Source organism: Aurantiacibacter suaedae (assembly GCF_005434915.1).
Lineage (GTDB): Bacteria > Pseudomonadota > Alphaproteobacteria > Sphingomonadales > Sphingomonadaceae > Alteraurantiacibacter > Alteraurantiacibacter suaedae.
In genome coordinates this window covers 67,608-87,792 of the sequence record NZ_SKCG01000004.1, presented here as the reverse complement: position 1 = coordinate 87,792, position 20,185 = coordinate 67,608, and the positions used below count along the sequence as shown (strand labels likewise).

Genomic DNA, 20,185 nt, shown 5'->3' with positions numbered 1-20,185 from the left:
CCGATGCGGGCCGTGATGCATGTCTGCAGGTTCGTTTCCATCGCGCGCGGCATAGCAGGATTTGCCCGTCAGGAAAGTCTCAGCTTTTCGCTCGCTTGCGCTTGAGCTGCGCGATCAGGTCCTTGTCGAGCGCCCCGAGCACATAGGCTGCGGCGAAGAACACGATCCCGCCGCCCGCCACCAGCGCGCCGAGCGCCATGATCCGCCCCAGCGCGTCGCCCGACCACCACGGCTCCAGCGCCGGGGTCATGAACCACAGCGCCGCGCCCATCACCGCGCAGGCCGCGAGCTGGCGGATGATGCGGCCGGCAAGCTTGGCCGAGAAGTGGAACCACCCGCGCACCTGCAAAATGGTGTAGAGGCAGGCGACGTTGAGCGAGGCGGTAAAGGCGGTCGCGCCTGCCAGGCCGACGATCCCGTAGCGCGGCACAACCCAGAAATTGAGCGCGATGTTGATCGTCAGCGCTCCGGCTGCGACGAACACCGGCGTCTTGGTGTCCTCGCGGCTGAAGAAGGCGGGTTGGAACACCTTGATCAGCACATAAGCGGGCAGGCCCGCCACCAGCGCGATCACGATGCGGCCCATCAGCTGCGTATCTTCGAGCGTCATCTTGCCGCCTGCAAAGATGCCGGTGGTGAAGGCCTCGGCGCAGATCGCCAGCGCGACCACGCATGGCAGGCATAGCAAGGTGGCGATCTCGACCGCGTTTTCCTGCAGGCGCTGTGCCTCCCGGGCGTTGCCCGACTGGATGTGGCGCGCCAGCATCGGCAGGATCGCGGTGCCCAGCGCAATGCCGAAGACACCCAGCGGCATCTGGTTAAGCCGGTCCGCCATCTTGAGCAGCGTCAGCGAGCCTTGCGGCAGGCTGGTGGCGAAGAAGGTGTCGACCAGCTGGCTGATCTGGTAAATCCCCGCGCCGAAGGTGGCGGGCAGGATCAGCTTGCCCAGTCGCTTGACCTCGGGCGTGAATTTGGGTGCGGTCACCTTGAGACGAACCCCGGCGCGGCGCGAGGCCCAAATCATGTAGACCAGCTGCGCCACCCCTGCGAGCGCCAGCGAAATCGCCAGCGCCCAGGCCACAATCGTGTCATCGCCGCTGTCGCCGCGCAGATTCCAGCCGATGAGAATGCCGCCGATCATCACGATGTTCAGCAACACCGGCACCACCGCGCCGGGCGCGAATTTCGAGCGCGCGTTGAGCACGCCCGACAGCATCGCGACAAGGCTCACCAGCGCGAGATAGGGGAAGGTGACGCGGCTCAGCACCACGGCCAGCTCGAATTTGCCCGGCACGCTCTGATATTCGCGCGCGAGCAGCCAGACGATCCCCGGCATGGCGATCATGCAGATCGCCGAGAAGCCGAGCAGGACCCAGACGAACACCGACAGCACGTCGCTGGCGAACTGATCGGCGGCTTGCTGCCGCGCGTCCGGCCCGCTGCTGAGATCGCCGTCGCCATCGCTGTCGTGCAGGCGGCGCGTGTACATCGGCACGAAGGCGACCGAGAACGCGCCCTCGGCGAACAGCCGCCGGAAGGTGTTGGGCAGGGTGAAGGCCAACTGCCACGCATCCGCCGCCAGCCCGGCGCCAAGCGCGCGGGCCAGCAGCATGTCACGGACGAAGCCGAAGATGCGGCTCAGCAGCGTGAGGCTGCCGATAGTGCCGACGTTGCGAACCAGGCTCATCGGCCCGCTCCCAGCAAGGTGGCTATCAGGCCTCGCCGCTCGGTTCGCCGGCGGCGGGAGCCTGAGCGCCTTCCTCCGAGCGCCGCTGGGCGAGCTGCTGGAGGTAAAGGCCGTTGAAGTCGATCGGGTCGAGCAGCAGCGGGGCAAAGCCCGCATCGCGCACGGCGTCGGCAATAACCCGGCGGGCAAAGGGGAACAGGAGGCGCGGCGCTTCGGCGTAGGTGAAGGCGTGGATCTGCTCATCGGGCATGTTGCGCATACCGATCAGGCCGCAATAGCTCAGCTCGACGATATAGGCGACGCCTTCGCTGGTCTTGCTGGTGGCGGTGATTTTGAGCTCGACCTCGGTAACCTCGTCGCTGACCTTGTTCGCGCCGATATTGAACTGCACGTCCATTTCCGGCTGGCCGCGCCAGTTGAAGCTATCCGGAGCCTTCGGGTTCTCGACCGAGAGATCCTTCACATATTGCGAGATCACGCCGGCGACCGGCTGGTTGTCGGCGCCGTTGGGGGCGGAACCAAGGTTGGACAGGACGTTGCCTTCATCGGCCATGTTCGGGTCTCTCAAGTTTGCTGCGGGGGCTGGCCCTGCCAATCACGCAGCAGGAGGCACGCCCGGTTGATCCGGCGCGAGCGACTAGCAGCACTGGGGGCGCGCCGCAACGCATCCGGCGCAGGCGCGGTCGAAATGCCTTTGCTACGGGGCGAATTCGGCCTGAGGGAGGTTGTTCATTTGATATTGGGGACTATCTGCTACACAATAGCCAATTACTAAGACGGCAGGCGCCAATGTCGCCTGCAACCGCTGCGGGATAATTCGTGTGATACCTGAAATCATCATCCTCGCCATGATCGCCGCCTTCCTCGGCATGCGGCTGTATTCGGTGCTTGGCCGGCGGGCCGAGCATGAAGAGGAAATGGTGGCGAACCGGTTCGAACGGTCCGAAGATGCCGCTCCGCAACCGGCCCCCTCGGCCCCGCAGGTGGAAGCGCAGCGGACGGAAAACCTTACTGGCGGCTTTTCCCCGGCTATCGAGAATGGCCTACGCGATATCGCTGCGGCCGATCGCTCGTTCCAGTTGCTCCCTTTCCTCGAAGGTGCGCGCGGCGCTTACAGGATGGTACTAGAAGCCTTCTGGCGCGGTGACCGTGAGGAGCTGCGCCAGCTTTGCGACGATGACGTTTATGCCAGCTTCGATGCCGCCATCTCCGAACGTGAGGAATCGGGCCAGGTGCTCGACAACCGGCTGATCCGGATCGAGGATTCGACGATTCACTCGGCCATGCTCGATGGGCGCACCGCGCGCATCGCGGTGCGGTTCGTGTCCGATATCGCTTCGGTCACGCGCGACAAGGACGGCACCATGATCGCCGGCTCGCTCGACGACGCGGTTGAAAGCCGCGACATCTGGACCTTCAGCCGCAATGTGAATGCCGCCGGGCCTGACTGGCTGCTCGACGAAACCGACGTCGGCTGATAATCGAGCGGGCGTGTCCCTCGCGCCCCGCTTCCTTTTTGGCTTGAGCCTTTGCGCCGCTCTGGCGAGCTGCGCGCTGCCACCCGCGCGGCAGCCGGGTGTTCCGGCCGTGGCGGCCAATGCAGCCGCGCTTGGGGCCTTGCGCGCCACCTTGCCTGCTTCTGTCCGGGTCGATCCCGAGGATGCCGCCGCTGCGCTCGCCAGCTTCTCCGCCTCATGTAACTTCGCGCTGCGCCGCGAGGACGCCTCGGGCCTGACCCGCACCAGCGACTGGGAAGCGCCTTGCGCTGCCGCCACCACATGGCCGCGCGAGCAGGCCACCGCCTTCTTCGGACGCTACTTTCGCCCCGTGCGCGTGGGCGACGGCAAGGCCTATGCCACCGGCTATTTTGAACCCGAGATTCGCGGCAGCCGCACCCGCCGCCCGGGCTACGAAGCGCCGGTCTATGGCGTGCCCGACGATCTGGTGCGCTGCTGGCGCGACGGTACGCCCGAAAGAGAAAAGGTCGGCAATCCGCCATTGTCGCGCCGCACGGCTACCGGATCGTGCGTCCCCTATTACGACCGCGCCGAGATCGAGCAAGGCGCGCTTGCCGGGCGCGGGCTTGAGATCGGCTGGGCAGCGGACCCGGTCGAACTGTTCTTCCTCCAGATCCAGGGCTCGGGCCGGTTGCGCACCCCCGAAGGCGAGATCATCCGCATCGGATATGCCGGGCAGAACGGCCATGCCTACACCGGCATCGGCGGGCTGATGCGCGCGCGCGGGCTGCTGGGGAGCGGGCCGGGGCAGTATTCGGGCTCGATGCAGGGCATCATGCAATATATCCGCGAGAACCCGCAGGCAGGCGCGGCGCTGATGCGCGAGAATCGCAGTTGGGTGTTCTTCCGCGTGCTCGAGGGCGATGGCCCGCTCGGTTCGCTGGGGGTGCCGGTGCGTGGGCATAGCTCGGTGGCGGTCGATCCCAAATTCGTGCCTTATGGCGCCCCCGTTTTGCTGACGACCGACCGCAACGAGGCCAACGGCCTGTGGGTGGCGCAGGACACCGGCGGCGCGATCAAGGGCGCCAACCGGTTCGACACCTTCTGGGGCGCGGGCGAGCAGGCGCGCAGCATCGCTGGCGGGATGAGCGCGCGGGGCGAGGCGCTGATACTCCTGCCCAAGGCCGCCGCCGACCGGCTGCCGCGATGAGCCGTCACCCGCGTGGCCTCTCGCCCGAAGAGGCGGCGCTGTGGGACCGGCTGGCCGCCAGCGTGACTCCGCTTCATCCGGTCCGCAAGGTCGCGCCGAAGCCTGTTGTGCCGATACCCGAACCGGCCAAGGCCCCGGTCAGGAAGGCGAAGGGCCGGGTGCCGCCCGCTCTGCCGCCCAAGGCAGTGTCTCCACCACCGCCGCCTGCGCCGGGCCTCGATTCGCATTGGGAGCGCCGCCTTGCCCGCGCGGCGATTGCGCCCGATTTCACGCTAGATCTGCATGGCCACACGCTCAATCAGGCGCACGCGCGGCTCGATACCGGGTTGGCGCAGGCCAAGGCGATGGGTGCGCGCATGGTGCTGCTGATTACCGGCAAGCCGCGCCCTGCTGCCGCGGCAGACCGGGGCGACAGGCGCGGGGCGATCCGCGCCAAGATCCTCGACTGGCTCGCCGCGGGGCCGCACGCGAGCGACATTGCCGCGGTGAGAAAAGCGCACCGCCGCCACGGGGGCGAGGGTGCGCTTTATCTGGTGCTGCGGCGGCAGCGCTAGGCCAGATTAGACCTTGCGACTGCCCTCATCGATGCGGGCGATATCGGCTGACGCGGGAATGCCCTGATAGCCATCGATGCTTTCGGCGCTGGCCATGCCGGGCGCCTTCGATTCGCCGCCCAGCATGTCGCGCACCTTTCTCTCGATCCGCTCGCCGATCTTGTCATCGACGTTCTTCCAATAGTCGAACGCGCGGAGCAGAACCGGCTCGCTAACGCCATCGGCGAGATGGCCAGCCACATTGTCGACGAAGCGGTCGCGCTGGGCGTCATCCATCACTTCGCGCACCAGCGCGCCGGGCTGGCTCCAGTCGTCGTCGTCTTCGCGCAATGTGTAGGCCGCACGGACCATGTCGCCATCCGAATGCCAGGTAGCTTCCAGCTCGCGATCGGGCTGGGCATGCGGGCCGCCATAGGAATTGGGCGCGTAGACCGGGTCCACCGCATTGACCGTGCGGCCTTTGCCCGCGCGCGAATAGCTGTTCACCTCGGCATTCTTCGCCTGATTGACCGGGATCTGCTTGTAATTGACGCCCAACCGCGCCCGGTGTGCATCGGCATAGGAAAAGCCGCGCGCCAGCAGCATCTTGTCGGGGCTGAGGCCGATGCCGGGCACCATGTTGTTCGGCTCGAAAGCGAGCTGTTCGATCTGAGTGTCCCAATCGACCGGGTTGGTATCGAGCACGAGCTTGCCGACCTCGATCAGCGGATAGTCGTCATGTGGCCAGGTCTTGGTCAGGTCGAACGGGTTGATGCGGTAAGTCTTGGCATCCTCGAACGGCATGATCTGGAACTTGAGCGTCCAGCTCGGGTAATCGCCCTTGGCGATATGATCGAACAGGTCGCGGCGGTGATAGTCGCCATCCTGCCCGGCCATCTTGTCGGCCTCGTCCTGGGTCAGGTGCGCGTTGCCGTCGCCGGCATCGGTGTGGAAGTGCCACTTGACCCAGAACTTCTCGCCCGCCTCGTTGTAAAGCATGTAGGTGTGGCTCGAATAGCCGTTCATCTCACGCCAGTTCTTGGGCACGCCGCGATCGCCCATCAGATAGGTGACCTGGTGCGCGCTTTCGGGGCTCAGCGTCCAGAAATCCCACTGCATGTCATGATCGCGCAGGCCGTTGTCGGCACGCCGCTTCTGGCTGCGGATGAAGTGCTGGAACTTGAGCGGATCGCGGATGAAGAAGATCGGCGTGTTGTTGCCGACCATGTCGAAATTGCCATCGCCGGTGTAGAATTTCACCGAGAAGCCCCGCGGATCGCGCCATGTGTCGGGGCTGCCGCGTTCGCCGGCCACGGTGGAAAAGCGCATCGCGGTTTCCGTCTTTGCGCCGGGCTGCAGGAAGCTCGCCTTGGTGTATTTCGAAACGTCGCCGGTCACTTCGAAATGGCCGAACGCGCCTGATCCCTTGGCATGCGGCTGCCGCTCGGGAATGCGCTCGCGATTGAAGTTGGCCATCTGCTCGATCAGGTAATGATCGTTCAGCAGGATCGGCCCGTCCGGCCCGACGGTAAGCGAATGCTCTTCGCTGGCGACGGGGATGCCGGCATCGGTGGTGGTGTGGGGAAGCTTTTTGCTCATCGGGCCTGTCCTTCTCGTAAAACTCTCGGTGAGTTTACGGGTGGAGCGCGCAGCCGTTCCTCACGGCGAAAATATATCGCGGGGCGCAGATGCGAAAAAGCCCCCGGCATTGTTGCCGGAGGCTTTCGTGGCGCGCTGATGCGGCCTTACTGGTGATACTTCGCGTAGCTAAGGTCAAAACGGTCGGCTTCCATCACCTTGGTCCAGGCCCTGGCGAAGTCCTCTGCGAACTTGGCCGCACTCGTGTCCTCGGCATAGACTTCAGCAATGGCGCGAAGCTGCGAGTTTGAGCCGAACACGAGATCGGTGCGCGTGGCACGCCATTTCTCTGCGCCGCTGGCCCGGTCCTTGCCGACGAATTCCTCGTCGCCGCTGTCATCCACGACCACCCACTTCGTGCTCATGTCGAGCAGGTTAACGAAGAAGTCGTTGCTAAGCACGCCGGGTCGGTCGGTCAGCACGCCCACGCTGTTGCCATGCGTGGGATGGGGGCTGACCGCGCCCAGCGCGCGCATCCCGGCCACCAGCACCGCCATCTCGGGCACCGACAGGCCGAGCAATTGCGCCCGGTCGATCAGCATGTCCTCGGTCTTCACGTCGGCCTTGGTCTTCAGGTAGTTCCTGAAGCCGTCGGCAAAGGGTTCCAGCGGCTCGAAGCTTTCGGCATCGGTCTGCTCTTCGCTCGCATCGCCGCGCCCGGTGCTGACCTTTACGCTCACCGCGTGGCCGCCATCCTTGGCCGCCTTTTCGACCGCAGCCGCGCCCGCCAGCACGATGGCATCGGCCATCGACAGGCTGCCACGCAAGGTCTCTAGCTTGGCGAGAACCTTGGCCAGCTCTTCAGGCTCGTTGACCGCCCAATCCTTCTGCGGAGCAAGGCGGACATGCGCGCCGTTGGCGCCGCCGCGGTTGTCCGACTGGCGGAAGGTCGAGGCCGAGGCCCAGGCCGCTTTCACCAGCTCGCTCACCGACAGGCCCGAGCCGAGCACCTTCTCCTTGAAGGCGGAGGCATCGGCATTGCTGGCCGGCGTTCCGGCGGGGACCGGGTCTTGCCAGATCAGGTCTTCTGCGGGCACGTCCGGCCCGAGGTAGCGGACCTTCGGCCCCATGTCGCGGTGGGTCAGCTTGAACCAGGCGCGGGCGAAAGCGTCGTCGAGCGCGGCCTGATCGTCGCGGAAGCGTTCGGAAATCTTGCGATAGTCCGGGTCCATCTTCAGCGCCATGTCGGCAGTGGTCATCATGGTCGGCACCTTCTTCGAAGGATCGCGCGCATCGGGCGCCATGTCTTCTTCCGACTGGCCGATCGGCTGCCACTGCTTGGCCCCGGCGGGGCTGGTCACCAGTTCATAATCATATTTGAACAGCAGGCGGAAGTAGTCGCCGCCCCACTTGGTCGGGTTGTTCGACCACGCCCCTTCCAGGCCCGAAGTGGTGATATGGCCCTTGGCGATATCTTCCTCGCTTGTGCTCCAGCCAAAGCCCTGCATTTCAAGTGCGCCGCTTTCCGGGCTGCCCGAAAGCTGATCCGGCGGGACCATGCCGTGGGTCTTGCCGAAGGCGTGGCCGCCGGCAGTGAGGGCAACGGTTTCCTCGTCGTTCATGGCCATGCGGGCGAAGGTCTCGCGCATGTCGCGCGCCGATTTCAGCGGATCGGGGTTGCCGCCCGGGCCTTCCGGGTTGACGTAGATCAGCCCCATCTGGATCGCCGCCAGCGGGTTTTCGAGCGCCTTGCCCTCGTCGGGCACGATACGCGTTTCTGCACCCTGATCGACCCACTTCTCCTCGCTGCCCCAATAGACATGCTCAGGCTCGAACACGTCCTTGCGACCGCCGCCATAGCCAAACACCGGGCCGCCCATGCTTTCGATGGCCATATTGCCGGTGAGGATGAACAGGTCGGCCCAGCTGATGTGCTTGCCGTACTTCTTCTTGATCGGCCACAACAGGCGGCGGGCCTTGTCGAGGTTGCCGTTATCGGGCCACGAATTGAGCGGGGCGAAACGCTGCTGGCCGCTGGAGGAACCGCCGCGACCGTCGCCAGTGCGGTAGGTGCCCGCGGCGTGCCAGGCCATGCGGATGAAGAACGGGCCATAGTGGCCATAGTCGGCGGGCCACCAGTCTTGGCTATCGGTCATCAGCGCCTTGAGGTCTTCCTTCAGCGCGTTGTAGTCGAGCGCGTTGAAAGCCTCGCAATAGTCGAAGTCCGCACCCATCGGGTCGGCCGACTTGCCATCTTGCGTGAGAATTTCGAGGTCAAGCGCGTCGGGCCACCAATCCTTGTTGGTGCGGCCCAGCAGGCTGCGCATTCCTCCACCGTTACCGCCACCATGCATCGGGCAGCCACCTAGCGAACCGGTCTCAGCATCCATGTCAAAATCTCCTGTTGCGACTCATGGGTCGAGCCGCTTTCTGAAGAAAGAATGCGCCGAGGCGGCTTATAGGTCAAAACGATTGATTGGGCATTGGTGATCGGATTTGTCGTTAAGTGTGGAGTGGGACTCCATCGACTCGCATAGCCCTTCCCCGCTGGGGAAGGGTTGGGATGGGGGTTCCACGCCAGCCGAGGTCGAGCCCCCACCTCCAGCCCCTCCCCAAGGGGAGGGGAGTAAAGTGGATCAGGACAATGTCATCTGACTTCAAAAAGCGATCTCGGCGCCAAAACGAAAACCCGCGCCCGTCGGGTGACAGGCGCGGGTTTGTGTTGAGTACCGGCGTGAAGGTCAGGCGGCCTGCGCGATCTCTTCCGGGTTGGTGTTGCGGATCAGGAAGTCGAACGCGGAGAGCGCCGCCTTGCTGCCTTCGCCCATCGCGATCACGATCTGCTTGTAGGGGACCGTGGTGCAGTCACCCGCTGCGAAAATGCCGGGCAGGTTGGTGGCGGCATGGCCATCGATCTCGATCTCGCCGAACTTGCTCATGGCAAGGCCGCTGTCCTTCAGCCACTCGGTGTTGGGGACGAGGCCGATCTGCACGAACACGCCTTCCAGCTCGACCTTGTGCTCCTCGCCGCTCTCGCGGTCCTTGTAGACGAGGCCGTTGACCCGCTCGCCGTCGCCCGTCACCTCTGTGGTCTGGGCGTTTACGAGGATGTCCACGTTCTTCATCGAGCGCAGCTTGTCCTGCAGCACCTGATCGGCACGCAGCTTAGTGTCGAACTCGACCAGCGTCACGTGGCCGACTATCCCGGCGAGGTCGATCGCTGCCTCGACGCCGGAGTTGCCGCCGCCTATCACTGCCACACGCTTGCCCTTGAACAGCGGGCCGTCGCAGTGCGGGCAATAGGCAACGCCCCGGTTACGGTATTCGAACTCGCCAGCCACGCCCAGGTTGCGCCAGCGCGCGCCGGTCGAGAGGATCAGCGTGCGCGCCTTCAACTCGGCACCGTTTTCCAGCTCGACCGTGTGATAGCCGCCGGTCTGCTTGGCCGGGGTCAGCTTCACCGCCTTTTGTAGGTTCATCACGTCGATGTCGTACTCGGCGACGTGCGCTTCGAGCTGGCGGGCGAGCTTGGGGCCTTCGGTGTAGGGCACCGAGATGAAGTTCTCGATCCCCATGGTGTCAAGCACCTGCCCGCCGAACCGCTCTGCAGCGATACCGGTCGAAAAGCCCTTGCGCGCGGTGTAGACCGAAGCCGCTGCGCCAGCGGGGCCGCCGCCGACCACCAGCACCTCGAACGGGTCCTTGTCGGCAATCTTGGCGGCAGCGCGATCATTGGCGCCGCTGTCGAGCTTGGCGAGAATTTCCTCGACGCTCATCTTGCCGCTGGCGAACATTTCGCCGTTCAAGAAGGTGGCGGGCACTGCCATCACGCCGCGTTCGTCGACCTCGTCCTGAAACGCTCCACCTTCGATCAGCGTGGCGGTGATCTTCGGGTTGTAGAGCGCCATCAGCGTCAGCGCCTGCACCACGTCGGGGCAGTTGTGGCAGCTCAGCGAGAAATACATCTCGAAATCGTGCTCGCCCTCAAGCTGGGCGATCTGTTCGAGCACGTCGTCCTCGACCTTGGGCGGGTGGCCGCCTGCCCATAGCAGCGCGAGCACTAGCGAGGTGAACTCGTGGCCCATTGGCAGCCCCGCAAAGCGGACCCACTTTGAGGCGTCGGACGAGCGTCGGATAATGAAGCTGGGCTTGCGGGCGTCGTCACCCTCGAAGCTGGCGCTGACCTTATCGTGCAGCGCGGCAATCTCTTCGAGCAGTTCGCGAGTCTGCGCCGACTTTGCATCATCGCCGAGCGAGGCGACCAGTTCGATCGGTTCGCGCAGGTTGGCAAGATAGGTGCCGAGCTGCTGGGTCATTGTGGCGTCAAGCATACCTGATCTCCTTCAGAGCGGGCGATGAGGAAATTTGGGGGAAAAGCGCGTCGAAGGCCCGGGGCGAGGGGTAGGGGGGGAGCCCCGGGCCTTCTTGCGACCCGAGCCCCGAGGGGCCGGGATGTGCGCGGCGGGCCTTGTGCCCGCCTGCGCCGCATTGGGAGGTCGGCTCTAGCTGACCGCCCGATAATGTCGATTGCTTAAATCTTGCCGACGAGGTCAAGCGACGGGGCTAGGGTGTCCGAACCCTCTTCCCATGCCGCCGGGCAAACCTGGCCGGGGTTGTTGCGGACATACTGCGCGGCCTTGATCTTGCGGGTCAGCTCGGTGGCGTTGCGGCCCACACCCTCGCAGGTGATTTCCATGATCTGGATCACGCCATCGGGATCGACCACGAAGGTCGCACGGTCGGCAAGGCCCATTTCCTCACGCAGGACGCCGAAGTTCTTGCTCAGCGTGTGCAGCTGGTCGCCGAGGAAGGCATACTTCAGCTTGCCGATCTTCTCCGAGGTGTCGTGCCAGGCCTTGTGGCTGAAGTGCGTGTCGGTCGAAACGCCGAACACTTCCACGCCCATGCCCTGCAGCTCGTCGTACTTCGCGCCAAGGTCTTCCAGCTCGGTCGGGCAGACGAAGGTGAAGTCGGCCGGGTAGAAGAAGAACACCGCCCACTTGCCGGCGATGTCGCCTTCGGTGACGTCGAAGAAATCCTTGCCTGCCTGAAATGCGGTCGCCTTGAACGGTTTGATGGTGCTGCCGATGATACCCAAATGTCTTCTCCTGTTTGAGACTGCTGGTGTTGAACTGATGCAGCCCAGATAGCGATGGATTGTTCCCAGAGAAGCGGGTTGTTGCGATTTGCTTGATCGAGAAAGTCGATCATTGGGGATTTGAGTAAAAGGTTGGGACGATTTTTGCCCGCGCGATGGAACGATCGCGCCAGCGGTCGCCGGCTACTGCTCCCGATACGGGCGCACCGCAGCTACAAGGCCGACGGGCCGCCCGCAGCTACCCCGCAGTAAAGCGGAGGGATCAGCCCCGAGAAACTCGCCTGGATCGGCGATCGAAACTTAGCCCACCTGCCCCCGGTGCAGCAGCTTCTGATCGGCCAGCACCAGCGCCATCATCGCCTCCACCACCGGTGCGCCGCGAATGCCCACGCAAGGGTCATGGCGGCCCTTGGTGCGGACCTCGGTGGCCTCGCCATCGCTGGTGATGCTTTGGCGCGGGGTGAGGATAGAGCTGGTCGGCTTGAATGCCACCCGGCACACCACCGGCTGGCCGGTCGAAATGCCGCCCGCGATGCCGCCTGCGTGGTTGGCGAGGAACTCGGGGCCATCCTCGCTAGGGCGCATTTCGTCGGCGTTTTCCTCACCGGTGAGGCGCGCGGCCGCGAACCCATCGCCGATCTCGACCGCTTTCACCGCATTGATGCTCATCATCGCTGAAGCAAGTTCGCTGTCGAGCTTGGCATAGAGCGGCGCGCCCCAGCCTGCCGGAACGCCCAGGGCCACGCATTCGACCACCGCGCCAAGCGACGAGCCTGCCTTGCGCGCATCGTCCACCAGCACTTCCCAACGCTTGGCGGCCTCGGGGTCGGGGCAGAAGAACGGATTGTTGGCGATCTCGTCAGAGTCGATGTTTTCGCGGTCGATCGCGTCGCCGCCGATCTCGCACAGATAGGCAGCGATGCGCACTTCCGGCACCACCAGCCGCGCCACCGCGCCCGCTGCTACCCGCGCTGCGGTCTCGCGCGCGGACGAGCGCCCGCCACCTCGATAATCGCGCAAGCCATACTTCGCGTCATAGGCATAGTCGGCGTGGCCGGGGCGATAGGCCTTGGCGATCTCGCCATAGTCCTTGCTACGCTGATCGGTGTTCTCGATCATCAGGCTGATCGGGGTGCCGGTGGTCTTGCCCTCGAACACGCCCGAGAGGATCTTGACCTCATCGGGCTCCTGCCGCTGTGTGGTGAACCGGCTCTGTCCCGGACGGCGCGCATCGAGAAACGGCTGGATCACCTCGGCGGAAAGATCCAGTCCCGGCGGGCACCCGTCGACCACAGCGCCCAGCGCCGGACCATGGCTTTCGCCCCAAGTGGTGAAGCGGAACAGGCGGCCGAAAGTGTTAAAGCTCATGAGCTGCGCTTTTCACGATCACGCCAGTTTTGTCCACTTCGTCATTGCGAGGAGCCTTAGGCGGGGTCGCAATCCAGCTCTGGCGATGGATGGCTTCGCTTCGTTTGCAATGACGAAAACCCGGCACGAGGGCTGGACTGTTCCCGTTCTGTCCGTCAAACCGAGGGCATGATCGCGAAACTGACAGGGCGGCTGGACGAAACCGGCGAGGATTGGGCGGTGATCGACGTGAACGGCGTCGGCTACCTCGTGTTCTGTTCGGCGCGCACCTTGTCGTCGCTCGGCGACGTGGGGGATACCGCCCGCGTGTTCACGCAGATGCAGGTGAGCGAGAACGACATGCGCCTGCTCGGCTTCGCGGCGGGGGAGGAGCGCGACTGGTTCCGCCTGCTCACCGGGGTGCAGGGCGTGGGCAGCAAGGTGGCGCTGGCGATCCTCTCGGCCCTGTCCACCGCCGAACTGCGCGAAGCCTGCGCGCGGGTCGATGCGGCGAGCGTGGCGCGCGCGAACGGCGTGGGGCCGAAGCTGGCCGGGCGGATCGTGAATGAGCTGAAGGACAAGGCAGGCGCGATGCCGGGCACTGCTGGTGGCGGCGTAGGCGGGGTGGCTGTGGCGACGCCGGTCGGCGGGGCGAGCGCCGATGCGGTGTCGGCGCTGGAGAACCTTGGGTTCAAGCCCGGCGTGGCGGCGCAAGCCGTGGCCCGGGCGCTTGATGAACTTGGTGATGGCGCGGACGAAGGCGAGCTTATCCGCGTGGCGCTGAAGAAGGCGGCGGGGTGAGCTGGTTATCTAACATCGTTATTTGGCTGTATTATTGGCAAACTCTTGCTGCGGGCTTGTTAGCCTTAGGAGGCGCGTGGCTTACAGTCCGAAATATTCGTGAGCAGATTGATCAAGTAGACCGACATGAGCGTGAGCGCCTAGTAAGAGAGCATAGGGCGCACAGAGCTACGTTGCCTCTCACTTTAAATGGAATATGCCACTCCGTGCGCTGCTTGCTCAGAGAACTTGATCGAGCGAAGAGAGTGCTGGCGAATAAGTCGTATATTGATGATTTCTCTGCGCCTCCTCCGCCATCTACCCACATAGATGAGCTTAAGAGCATTGTTGCTTCAACTGAGGATAAGACCGTTACTGACCCAATCTCCGATTTAATTCGTGAGATTCAAACTCTATGGGCGCGAGTTGACATGCTTAACAATCGGACAGAGCAGAAGCGTCAAGCAGGAATTGTGATAAGTGTAAATAATTGGATAATCCAAGCTGCTAAAACTTATGCATTGGCGGAATCTCTCTTTGAATACGCGAGAGGAGAATCTGAAGAAGGGCCGTTGGAGGTGAAAGTTAAGCATCTCGAGTCTGTTATTTTCCGTTATCATCTCGAAGACGCTGACTTGTCTGCCATGATAAAAGTCCTGATGGAGAAATCCGAGCTGGTTTGGAGACGTGGATGACTGACCAACCCATCCACTCCCCCGAGCGCCAGCCGGAAGACCCCGATGCAGCGCTGCGCCCCAAGTCGCTCGGCGAATTCGTCGGTCAGGCCGCCGCGCGGGAAAACCTGCGCGTGTTCATCGAGGCCGCGAAGGGCCGCGGCGAGGCCATGGACCATGTGCTGTTCTTCGGCCCGCCCGGCCTCGGCAAGACCACGCTCGCGCAGATCGTCGCCAAGGAGCTGGGCGTGGGCTTTCGCTCCACCAGCGGCCCGGTCATCGCCAAGGCGGGTGACCTCGCTGCGCTGCTGACCAATCTCGAACCGCACGATGTGCTCTTCATCGACGAGATTCACCGGCTCAACCCGGTGGTCGAGGAAGTACTCTATCCGGCGATGGAAGACCGAGCGCTCGATATCATCATCGGCGAGGGGCCATCCGCGCGCTCGGTGCGGATCGACCTGCCGCCGTTCACGCTAATCGGCGCGACCACACGGCAGGGCCTGCTCACCACGCCGTTGCGCGATCGTTTCGGCATTCCCGTTCGCCTGATCTTCTACACCGAGGACGAACTGCTCAGCGTCGTCGCGCGCGGGGCGCGGCTGCTCGGTATGCGAATTGACGAATCGGGTGCGCGCGAGATTGCCCGCCGTAGCCGCGGCACCCCGCGCGTGGCGGGGCGGCTGATGCGACGCGTGCGCGATTTTGCACAGGTGAAGGGCGCGGGCACCGTCAGCGCCGCCGTAGCCGACGAGGCGCTGACCCGGCTGGAAATCGATTCGCTTGGCCTCGATGCCATGGACCGGCGCTACCTCACCATGATCGCCACCACATACAAGGGCGGGCCGGTGGGCGTGGAAACGCTCGCGGCGGGGCTCGCCGAGCCGCGCGACACGGTCGAGGAAGTGGTTGAGCCCTATCTGATCCAGCTCGGCCTGATCGCGCGCACCGCGCGCGGGCGTTGCCTTAACGACGGCGGCTGGCAGCATCTGGGACTCGCGCCTCCAGCACCAGCCCACGACGGTCCGCAAGGGGGCCTATTCGACGGCGAAAAGTAACCGCCGCGCGCCGTCCGATGTCAGACATTGCAGTCCGGGTGTTTCATATCGGGACAGGCGGCGCCATGCCGCGAAAAAAGCACGCGAAAATTGCTTCTGGTGCGTATGGAATTTGGTTAATTCAATTGCCGGTAAAGGATTTACAGGTCTCTGTGGCTCCAGCCGGATGAGGTGAGGCCCGTAAATCGTGTGCTGCCGCCTTTCCTAGAACGCAGGAAGAGATTGTTCATGTCGGTACGTTTGGCCATTGCAAAGCTCACCGCTGCTGCCGCAGGCGGCGCGGTTCTTGCCGGGGGCGCGGTGCATGTTGCCGAGCCGCAATCGGCACAGGTGGATTACAAGTCGAAGGGCGCAGAGCCCAGGCTGATCGACGTGAAGGAGCGTCACGTGGCCCGCCGCGCTGTACCTCGCGATCCCCCGCGCGTGCAGCGCCGCCTGCGCCGCACGATTGAGCGCGTGTGCGATGTCGGCGAAATGGGGCCGGACGGTTACTGCCACGAAACGCAGGTGGCCATGGCCGCAGTGCCAATGGCCCTGCCCCAATTGCCGAGTGCGCCGGTCGGCGGCGGATTCGGCGGAGATCCGGCGGTGATCGTTGGCGGCTCGGGCGGCTATGGCGGCGGGTTCGGCGGCGGCTTCTTCGGAGGGTTTTTCGGCGGCAGCACCGGCGGCTCGTCGGGCGTAAGCACGACCACCACGACAACGAGCGGGTCTTACGATCCGGGCAGCACCACCACGACCACCAGCGGCGGGACGAGCACCTCGACGGGTGGTGTCAGCACCAGCACCGGTTCGGTCAGCACCACGACCTCGACCGGCGGGGTGAGCACCTCGACCGGCTCGGTGAGCACGTCCACCGGTTCGGTCAGCACATCTACCGGCGGCTCGTCATCGAGTTCAAGCTCAAGCTCGTCGAGTTCCTCCAGTTCGAGTTCGTCCAGCTCGTCGAGTTCCTCTTCGAGCGGCGGCAGTGGCTCCAGCGGTTCGTCGGGCTCTTCCGGTTCTTCCGGCTCAAGCGGCTCGTCGACCAGCACCTCGTCAGGCTCTTCGTCGAGCAGTTCCTCGTCCAGCAGTTCGTCTTCGAGCAGCTCCTCGTCGGGCAGCTCGACTAGCAGCACCTCATCGGGCACCGAGGTGCCGGAACCGGGTATGCTGGTGCTGTTCGGTGCCGGTGCTGGCGCGTTGTTTCTCGGTCGCCGTCGCAAGGCAAGGCGCAAGGCGCCGGCCGCAGGCTGACCCCATCGTTTCCGGGGGGAAGGGCGGCTGTAACGGCCGCCCTTTTTAGCTCAGGTGAAGCGTCCAGGGATCCTGCCGATACCACTGGGTGATGACATATTTCACGCCCTTCACCACCGGCTTGCCAGCGTGCAGGGTGTTGCGGTTGGGCGTGCCGTCGCGCGCCATGTTGTTCCATGTCAGCAGAGCGCCCCCGACCGGTTTCACCGACAGGCCCAGTTCCGGCCAGTCGGTCTCGCCGCCTTCCTCAACATCGTTGAGAAACAGCATGGCGGTCCAGGTGCGTTGCCCGCCGCGGCGCCGCTCCTGCTGCCAGTAGGGCTCGCTGGCGAAGAAGTAGTCGTAATGGTGCTTGAACTGCTGTCCCGCCTCATAGCGCTGGCCCTGTGTGACCTCGGCGTGCTGGTGCGGGATGCCGGTGGCCGCGTCGATGCGCTTTTCCAGCGCGCGCGTGGCTGAATCGCCCTGCTCGAAATAGTGCGTGGACGAGGTGCGAAAGCCGTCGCGCTGGGTGCCTTCGAACAGCGTGGAGGGGCCGATCTTCTTGTCGATGATTTTGACGAGCCGGGCGCATTCGTCGGCGGTAAAGAAGTCGTGCAGCAGGAACATGTCGGCCTTGTCGCCGCCAAGGTCCTCGGCGCGCGGATCGGCGCGTAGCCGGGCGCGCACTTGCGCCCCGATCAGCGCCAGCTTGGCCGGGTCTTCCTTAGGGTCGCCGGGGATACCAGCGAAACGGGTCGAGGTGACGAAACCGTTCATGCGGAAATCCCCGGCGTATTAGGCCCTTACGAAGCGAGCTTGCGCAGCACGTAGTGCAGGATGCCGCCGTTGTTGTAGTACTCGATTTCGTTGGCGGTATCGATGCGGCACAGGGCGGTGAAGGTGAAGCTGGTGCCATCGGCACGAGTGACTTCGACTTCCAGATCCTGCGACGGCTTCAGATTGGCGAGGCCCTTGATCGTGAAGCTGTCGTCGGCCTTGAGGCCCAGCGTCTCGCGGGTGTCACCATCCTTGAACTGCAGCGGGAGCACGCCCATCCCGACCAGGTTAGAGCGGTGGATGCGCTCGAAGCTTTCGACGATCACGGCGCGCACGCCGAGCAGGATCGTGCCCTTTGCCGCCCAGTCACGGCTGGAACCCGTGCCGTATTCCTTGCCTGCAACCACCACCAGCGGGGTGCCGTCGGCCTGATGCTTCATCGCCGCGTCGTAAACGGCCATCTGATTGCCGTTGTAGAGCGTTTCGCCGCCTTCGACGCCGGGGACCATCTCGTTGCGGATGCGGATGTTGGCGAAGGTGCCGCGCATCATCACTTCGTGGTTGCCGCGGCGCGAGCCGTAGGAGTTGAAGTCCTTCTTCGGCACCTGATGATCGAGCAGGTAGCGGCCGCCGGGCGAATCTTCCTTGATCGAACCGGCCGGCGAGATGTGGTCGGTGGTGACCGAATCGCCGAGGATAAGCAGCGGCTTGGCCGAGATCACGTCGCCGACCGGGGCCGGGTCCATGCTCATGCCCTCGAAGTAGGGCGGGTTGGCGACGTAGGTGCTGCTCGGGTTCCAGCTGTATGTGTCCGACGCGTCGACCTTGATCGCCTGCCAGTGCTCGTCGCCCTTGTAGACGTCGGCATAGCGGGTCTCGAACATCGTGCGGTCGATGGCGCCGGCGCGGATTTCGGCCACTTCGGCGTTGCTCGGCCAGATGTCAGCCAGCATCACGTCGTTGCCGTTCTGGTCCTGCCCGATCGGGGTTGTCGTGATGTCTTCAGTGACCGTGCCCTTCAGCGCATAGGCCACCACCAGCGGCGGCGAGGCGAGGAAGTTGGCGCGCACATCAGGCGAGACGCGGCCTTCGAAGTTGCGGTTGCCCGAGAGGACCGAGGCGGCGACGATGTCGTTGCCGTTGATCGCCTGGCTAATCGGCTCGGCCAGCGGGCCGGAGTTGCCGATGCAGGTGGTGCAGCCATAGCCGACGAGGTCGAAGCCGATGGCATCGAGGTGCTCCTGCAGTCCCGCCTTGTTCAGATAGTCGGTGACGACCTGCGAACCCGGCGCGAGCGAGGTCTTGACCCAGGGTTTGGGCTTGAGGCCCTTTTCGTGCGCCTTCTTCGCCACGAGCCCTGCGGCGACCAGCACATCAGGGTTGGAGGTGTTGGTGCACGAGGTGATCGCGGCGATTACCACGTCGCCGTCGCCGACATCGTGATCCTTGCCTTCGACTGCGACTCGGGCGGGCTCGCTCTTGCCGTAGACCTTGGCGAGATCGGTGTTGAACAGCTCGTCGACCAGCGGCAGGGCGACCTTGTCCTGCGGGCGCTTGGGTCCGGCGAGCGAGGGCACCACGGTGCCCATGTCCAGCTCCAGCGTGGAGGAGAAGACCGGCTCGTTCGCCGGATCGAACCACATGCCCTGCGCCTTCGAATAGGCTTCGACTAGCGCGATGGATTCCTCGCTGCGGCCGGTGAGGCGCAGGTATTCGATGGTCTTGTCGTCAATGCCGAAGAAGCCGCAGGTGGCACCGTATTCGGGGGCCATGTTGGCAATCGTGGCACGGTCGGCCAGCGACAGCGTGGCAACGCCGGGGCCGTAGAACTCTACGAACTTGCCGACCACCACGTGCTCGCGCAGCATCTGCACGCAGGTCAGCACGAGGTCGGTGGCGGTGATGCCTTCGGCCATTTCGCCGGTCAGCTTGAAGCCGACTACTTCGGGGATCAGCATCGAGATCGGCTGACCGAGCATCGCGGCCTCGGCCTCGATCCCGCCCACGCCCCAGCCCAGCACGCCAAGGCCGTTGATCATGGTGGTGTGGCTGTCGGTGCCGACGCAGGTGTCGGGATAGGCGACCAGTTCGCCGTTCTGGTCTTCGCTCGACCACACGCCCTTGGCGATGTTCTCGAGGTTCACCTGGTGGCAGATGCCGGTGCCCGGGGGCACGGCGTAGAAGTTCTGGAGGCTCTTGGCGCCCCACTTGAGGAAGTCGTAACGCTCGGCATTGCGCTCGTATTCGAGTTCCATGTTCTTTTCGAAGGCCTTGGGGTGGCCGAACTCGTCGACCATCACCGAGTGGTCGATCACGAGGTTGACCGGAACCTGCGGGTTGATCTTGGCGGTATCGCCGCCGAGCGAGCGAATCGCATCGCGCATGGCAGCAAGGTCGACCACGCAGGGCACGCCGGTGAAGTCCTGCAACAGCACGCGCGCCGGGCGATACTGGATTTCTTCGCCGGTCTTGGGGTTTTTCTGCCAGTCGACGATGGCCTGGGCGTGGTTCTGGCCCACGGTGAAGCCTTCGTCTTCAAAGCGCAGCATGTTCTCCAACAGCACCTTGAGGCTGAAGGGCAGGCGGCTGATATCGCCCAGTTTTTCTGCGGCCTTATCGAGCGAGTAATAGGCGTAAGAGGTGCCATTGACGTCGAGTGAGGTGCGGGTTTCGAGCGAGTTGGAGCCGACCTGAGTCATGGATGATGGGGTCCCTTTGCTGTTGCTTGCGTGAGCGTGCTCGTGCGAGAAGCCCGCCGTTCGGGTGCG

The 20,185-nt window shown here is 64.3% G+C and carries 17 protein-coding genes; 7 read left to right on the top strand and 10 right to left on the bottom strand.

Annotated features, from left to right (window positions below; all coding sequences use genetic code 11):
- Nucleotides 1–79 precede the first annotated feature (79 nt).
- Nucleotides 80–1,687, bottom strand: a complete 1,608-nt coding sequence (gene murJ, locus E0473_RS14405; RefSeq protein ID WP_137681618.1) for a murein biosynthesis integral membrane protein MurJ — start codon at nucleotides 1,685–1,687, stop codon at nucleotides 80–82.
- A 25-nt stretch (nucleotides 1,688–1,712) separates the two neighbouring features.
- The gene (gene secB / locus E0473_RS14400; RefSeq protein WP_137681617.1) at nucleotides 1,713–2,240 is read right to left on the bottom strand and encodes a protein-export chaperone SecB; all 528 of its coding nucleotides are present in this window, start codon (nucleotides 2,238–2,240) and stop codon (nucleotides 1,713–1,715) included.
- 268 nt (nucleotides 2,241–2,508) lie between these two features.
- Here secB and E0473_RS14395 point away from each other — a divergent pair, with 268 nt between their 5' ends.
- The 3 genes from E0473_RS14395 to E0473_RS14385 are packed head-to-tail and all read left to right on the top strand — an operon-like array spanning nucleotide 2,509 to nucleotide 4,908.
- Complete coding sequence (locus tag E0473_RS14395; protein WP_170308148.1) at nucleotides 2,509–3,165, top strand: Tim44/TimA family putative adaptor protein; 657 nt, start codon at nucleotides 2,509–2,511, stop codon at nucleotides 3,163–3,165.
- A gap of 13 nt (nucleotides 3,166–3,178) precedes the next feature.
- Nucleotides 3,179–4,354, top strand: coding sequence for a murein transglycosylase A (gene mltA / locus E0473_RS14390; protein WP_241657541.1), 1,176 nt, complete (start codon nucleotides 3,179–3,181; stop codon nucleotides 4,352–4,354).
- Nucleotides 4,351–4,908, top strand: coding sequence for a Smr/MutS family protein (locus E0473_RS14385; RefSeq protein WP_137681615.1), 558 nt, complete (start codon nucleotides 4,351–4,353; stop codon nucleotides 4,906–4,908). Before mltA ends, E0473_RS14385 begins: the two co-directional genes overlap by 4 nt.
- A 6-nt stretch (nucleotides 4,909–4,914) precedes the next feature.
- Here the strand turns inward: E0473_RS14385 and E0473_RS14380 are convergent, their stop codons facing one another.
- The 5 genes from E0473_RS14380 to aroC form a co-directional block, all read right to left on the bottom strand.
- A complete protein-coding gene (locus tag E0473_RS14380) occupies nucleotides 4,915–6,486 on the bottom strand; it encodes a catalase (protein WP_137681614.1) in 1,572 nt (523 codons plus the stop codon).
- 146 nt (nucleotides 6,487–6,632) lie between these two features.
- Nucleotides 6,633–8,855, bottom strand: coding sequence for a catalase/peroxidase HPI (gene katG / locus E0473_RS14375; protein WP_137681613.1), 2,223 nt, complete (start codon nucleotides 8,853–8,855; stop codon nucleotides 6,633–6,635).
- Nucleotides 8,856–9,206: 351 nt separating this feature from the next.
- Nucleotides 9,207–10,796 carry an alkyl hydroperoxide reductase subunit F gene (gene ahpF / locus E0473_RS14370; RefSeq protein ID WP_137681612.1) on the bottom strand — a complete coding sequence of 530 codons (1,590 nt, stop codon included), beginning with the start codon at nucleotides 10,794–10,796 and terminating at the stop codon, nucleotides 9,207–9,209.
- 200 nt (nucleotides 10,797–10,996) lie between these two features.
- Nucleotides 10,997–11,563 (bottom strand): alkyl hydroperoxide reductase subunit C, encoded by a 567-nt coding sequence (gene ahpC, locus E0473_RS14365; RefSeq protein WP_137681611.1) that lies wholly within the window; start codon nucleotides 11,561–11,563, stop codon nucleotides 10,997–10,999.
- A 300-nt stretch (nucleotides 11,564–11,863) separates the two neighbouring features.
- A complete protein-coding gene (aroC, locus tag E0473_RS14360) occupies nucleotides 11,864–12,931 on the bottom strand; it encodes a chorismate synthase (protein ID WP_137681610.1) in 1,068 nt (355 codons plus the stop codon).
- A gap of 168 nt (nucleotides 12,932–13,099) precedes the next feature.
- Between aroC and ruvA the strand changes: the two genes are divergently transcribed.
- From ruvA to ruvB, 3 genes are all read left to right on the top strand, one after another.
- On the top strand, nucleotides 13,100–13,711 hold the full coding sequence (gene ruvA / locus E0473_RS14355; protein WP_137681609.1) for a Holliday junction branch migration protein RuvA: 612 nt from the start codon (nucleotides 13,100–13,102) through the stop codon (nucleotides 13,709–13,711).
- A gap of 245 nt (nucleotides 13,712–13,956) precedes the next feature.
- The gene (locus tag E0473_RS14350; protein ID WP_137681608.1) at nucleotides 13,957–14,385 is read left to right on the top strand and encodes a hypothetical protein; all 429 of its coding nucleotides are present in this window, start codon (nucleotides 13,957–13,959) and stop codon (nucleotides 14,383–14,385) included.
- Nucleotides 14,382–15,422, top strand: a complete 1,041-nt coding sequence (ruvB, locus tag E0473_RS14345) for a Holliday junction branch migration DNA helicase RuvB (RefSeq protein WP_137681607.1) — start codon at nucleotides 14,382–14,384, stop codon at nucleotides 15,420–15,422. Before E0473_RS14350 ends, ruvB begins: the two co-directional genes overlap by 4 nt.
- Before the next feature lie 713 nt (nucleotides 15,423–16,135).
- Here the strand turns inward: ruvB and E0473_RS15655 are convergent.
- Nucleotides 16,136–16,552 (bottom strand): hypothetical protein, encoded by a 417-nt coding sequence (locus E0473_RS15655; RefSeq protein ID WP_241657540.1) that lies wholly within the window; start codon nucleotides 16,550–16,552, stop codon nucleotides 16,136–16,138.
- Between the two features lie 19 nt (nucleotides 16,553–16,571).
- Between E0473_RS15655 and E0473_RS15650 the strand changes: the two genes are divergently transcribed.
- Nucleotides 16,572–16,658: a hypothetical protein gene (locus E0473_RS15650; protein WP_241657549.1), complete on the top strand. Its 87-nt coding sequence runs from the start codon at nucleotides 16,572–16,574 to the stop codon at nucleotides 16,656–16,658.
- A 45-nt stretch (nucleotides 16,659–16,703) separates the two neighbouring features.
- On the opposite strand, the gene E0473_RS14335 is transcribed toward E0473_RS15650, so the two are convergent.
- Together E0473_RS14335 and acnA are read right to left on the bottom strand one after the other, a co-directional pair.
- Nucleotides 16,704–17,417: a 2OG-Fe(II) oxygenase gene (locus E0473_RS14335; protein WP_137681605.1), complete on the bottom strand. Its 714-nt coding sequence runs from the start codon at nucleotides 17,415–17,417 to the stop codon at nucleotides 16,704–16,706.
- A 26-nt stretch (nucleotides 17,418–17,443) separates the two neighbouring features.
- A complete protein-coding gene (gene acnA, locus E0473_RS14330; protein WP_137681604.1) occupies nucleotides 17,444–20,116 on the bottom strand; it encodes an aconitate hydratase AcnA in 2,673 nt (890 codons plus the stop codon).
- Nucleotides 20,117–20,185 lie beyond the last annotated feature (69 nt).

Coding starts and splice junctions, on each gene's coding strand:
- murJ (WP_137681618.1), bottom strand. CDS start 1,687: ATGAGCCTGGTTCGCAACGTCGGCACTATCGGCAGCCTCACGCTGCTG.
- secB (WP_137681617.1), bottom strand. CDS start 2,240: ATGGCCGATGAAGGCAACGTCCTGTCCAACCTTGGTTCCGCCCCCAAC.
- E0473_RS14385 (WP_137681615.1), top strand. CDS start 4,351: ATGAGCCGTCACCCGCGTGGCCTCTCGCCCGAAGAGGCGGCGCTGTGG.
- E0473_RS14380 (WP_137681614.1), bottom strand. CDS start 6,486: ATGAGCAAAAAGCTTCCCCACACCACCACCGATGCCGGCATCCCCGTC.
- katG (WP_137681613.1), bottom strand. CDS start 8,855: ATGGATGCTGAGACCGGTTCGCTAGGTGGCTGCCCGATGCATGGTGGC.
- ahpF (WP_137681612.1), bottom strand. CDS start 10,796: ATGCTTGACGCCACAATGACCCAGCAGCTCGGCACCTATCTTGCCAAC.
- aroC (WP_137681610.1), bottom strand. CDS start 12,931: ATGAGCTTTAACACTTTCGGCCGCCTGTTCCGCTTCACCACTTGGGGC.
- ruvA (WP_137681609.1), top strand. CDS start 13,100: ATGATCGCGAAACTGACAGGGCGGCTGGACGAAACCGGCGAGGATTGG.
- ruvB (WP_137681607.1), top strand. CDS start 14,382: ATGACTGACCAACCCATCCACTCCCCCGAGCGCCAGCCGGAAGACCCC.
- E0473_RS15650 (WP_241657549.1), top strand. CDS start 16,572: ATGCTGGTGCTGTTCGGTGCCGGTGCTGGCGCGTTGTTTCTCGGTCGC.
- E0473_RS14335 (WP_137681605.1), bottom strand. CDS start 17,417: ATGAACGGTTTCGTCACCTCGACCCGTTTCGCTGGTATCCCCGGCGAC.
- acnA (WP_137681604.1), bottom strand. CDS start 20,116: ATGACTCAGGTCGGCTCCAACTCGCTCGAAACCCGCACCTCACTCGAC.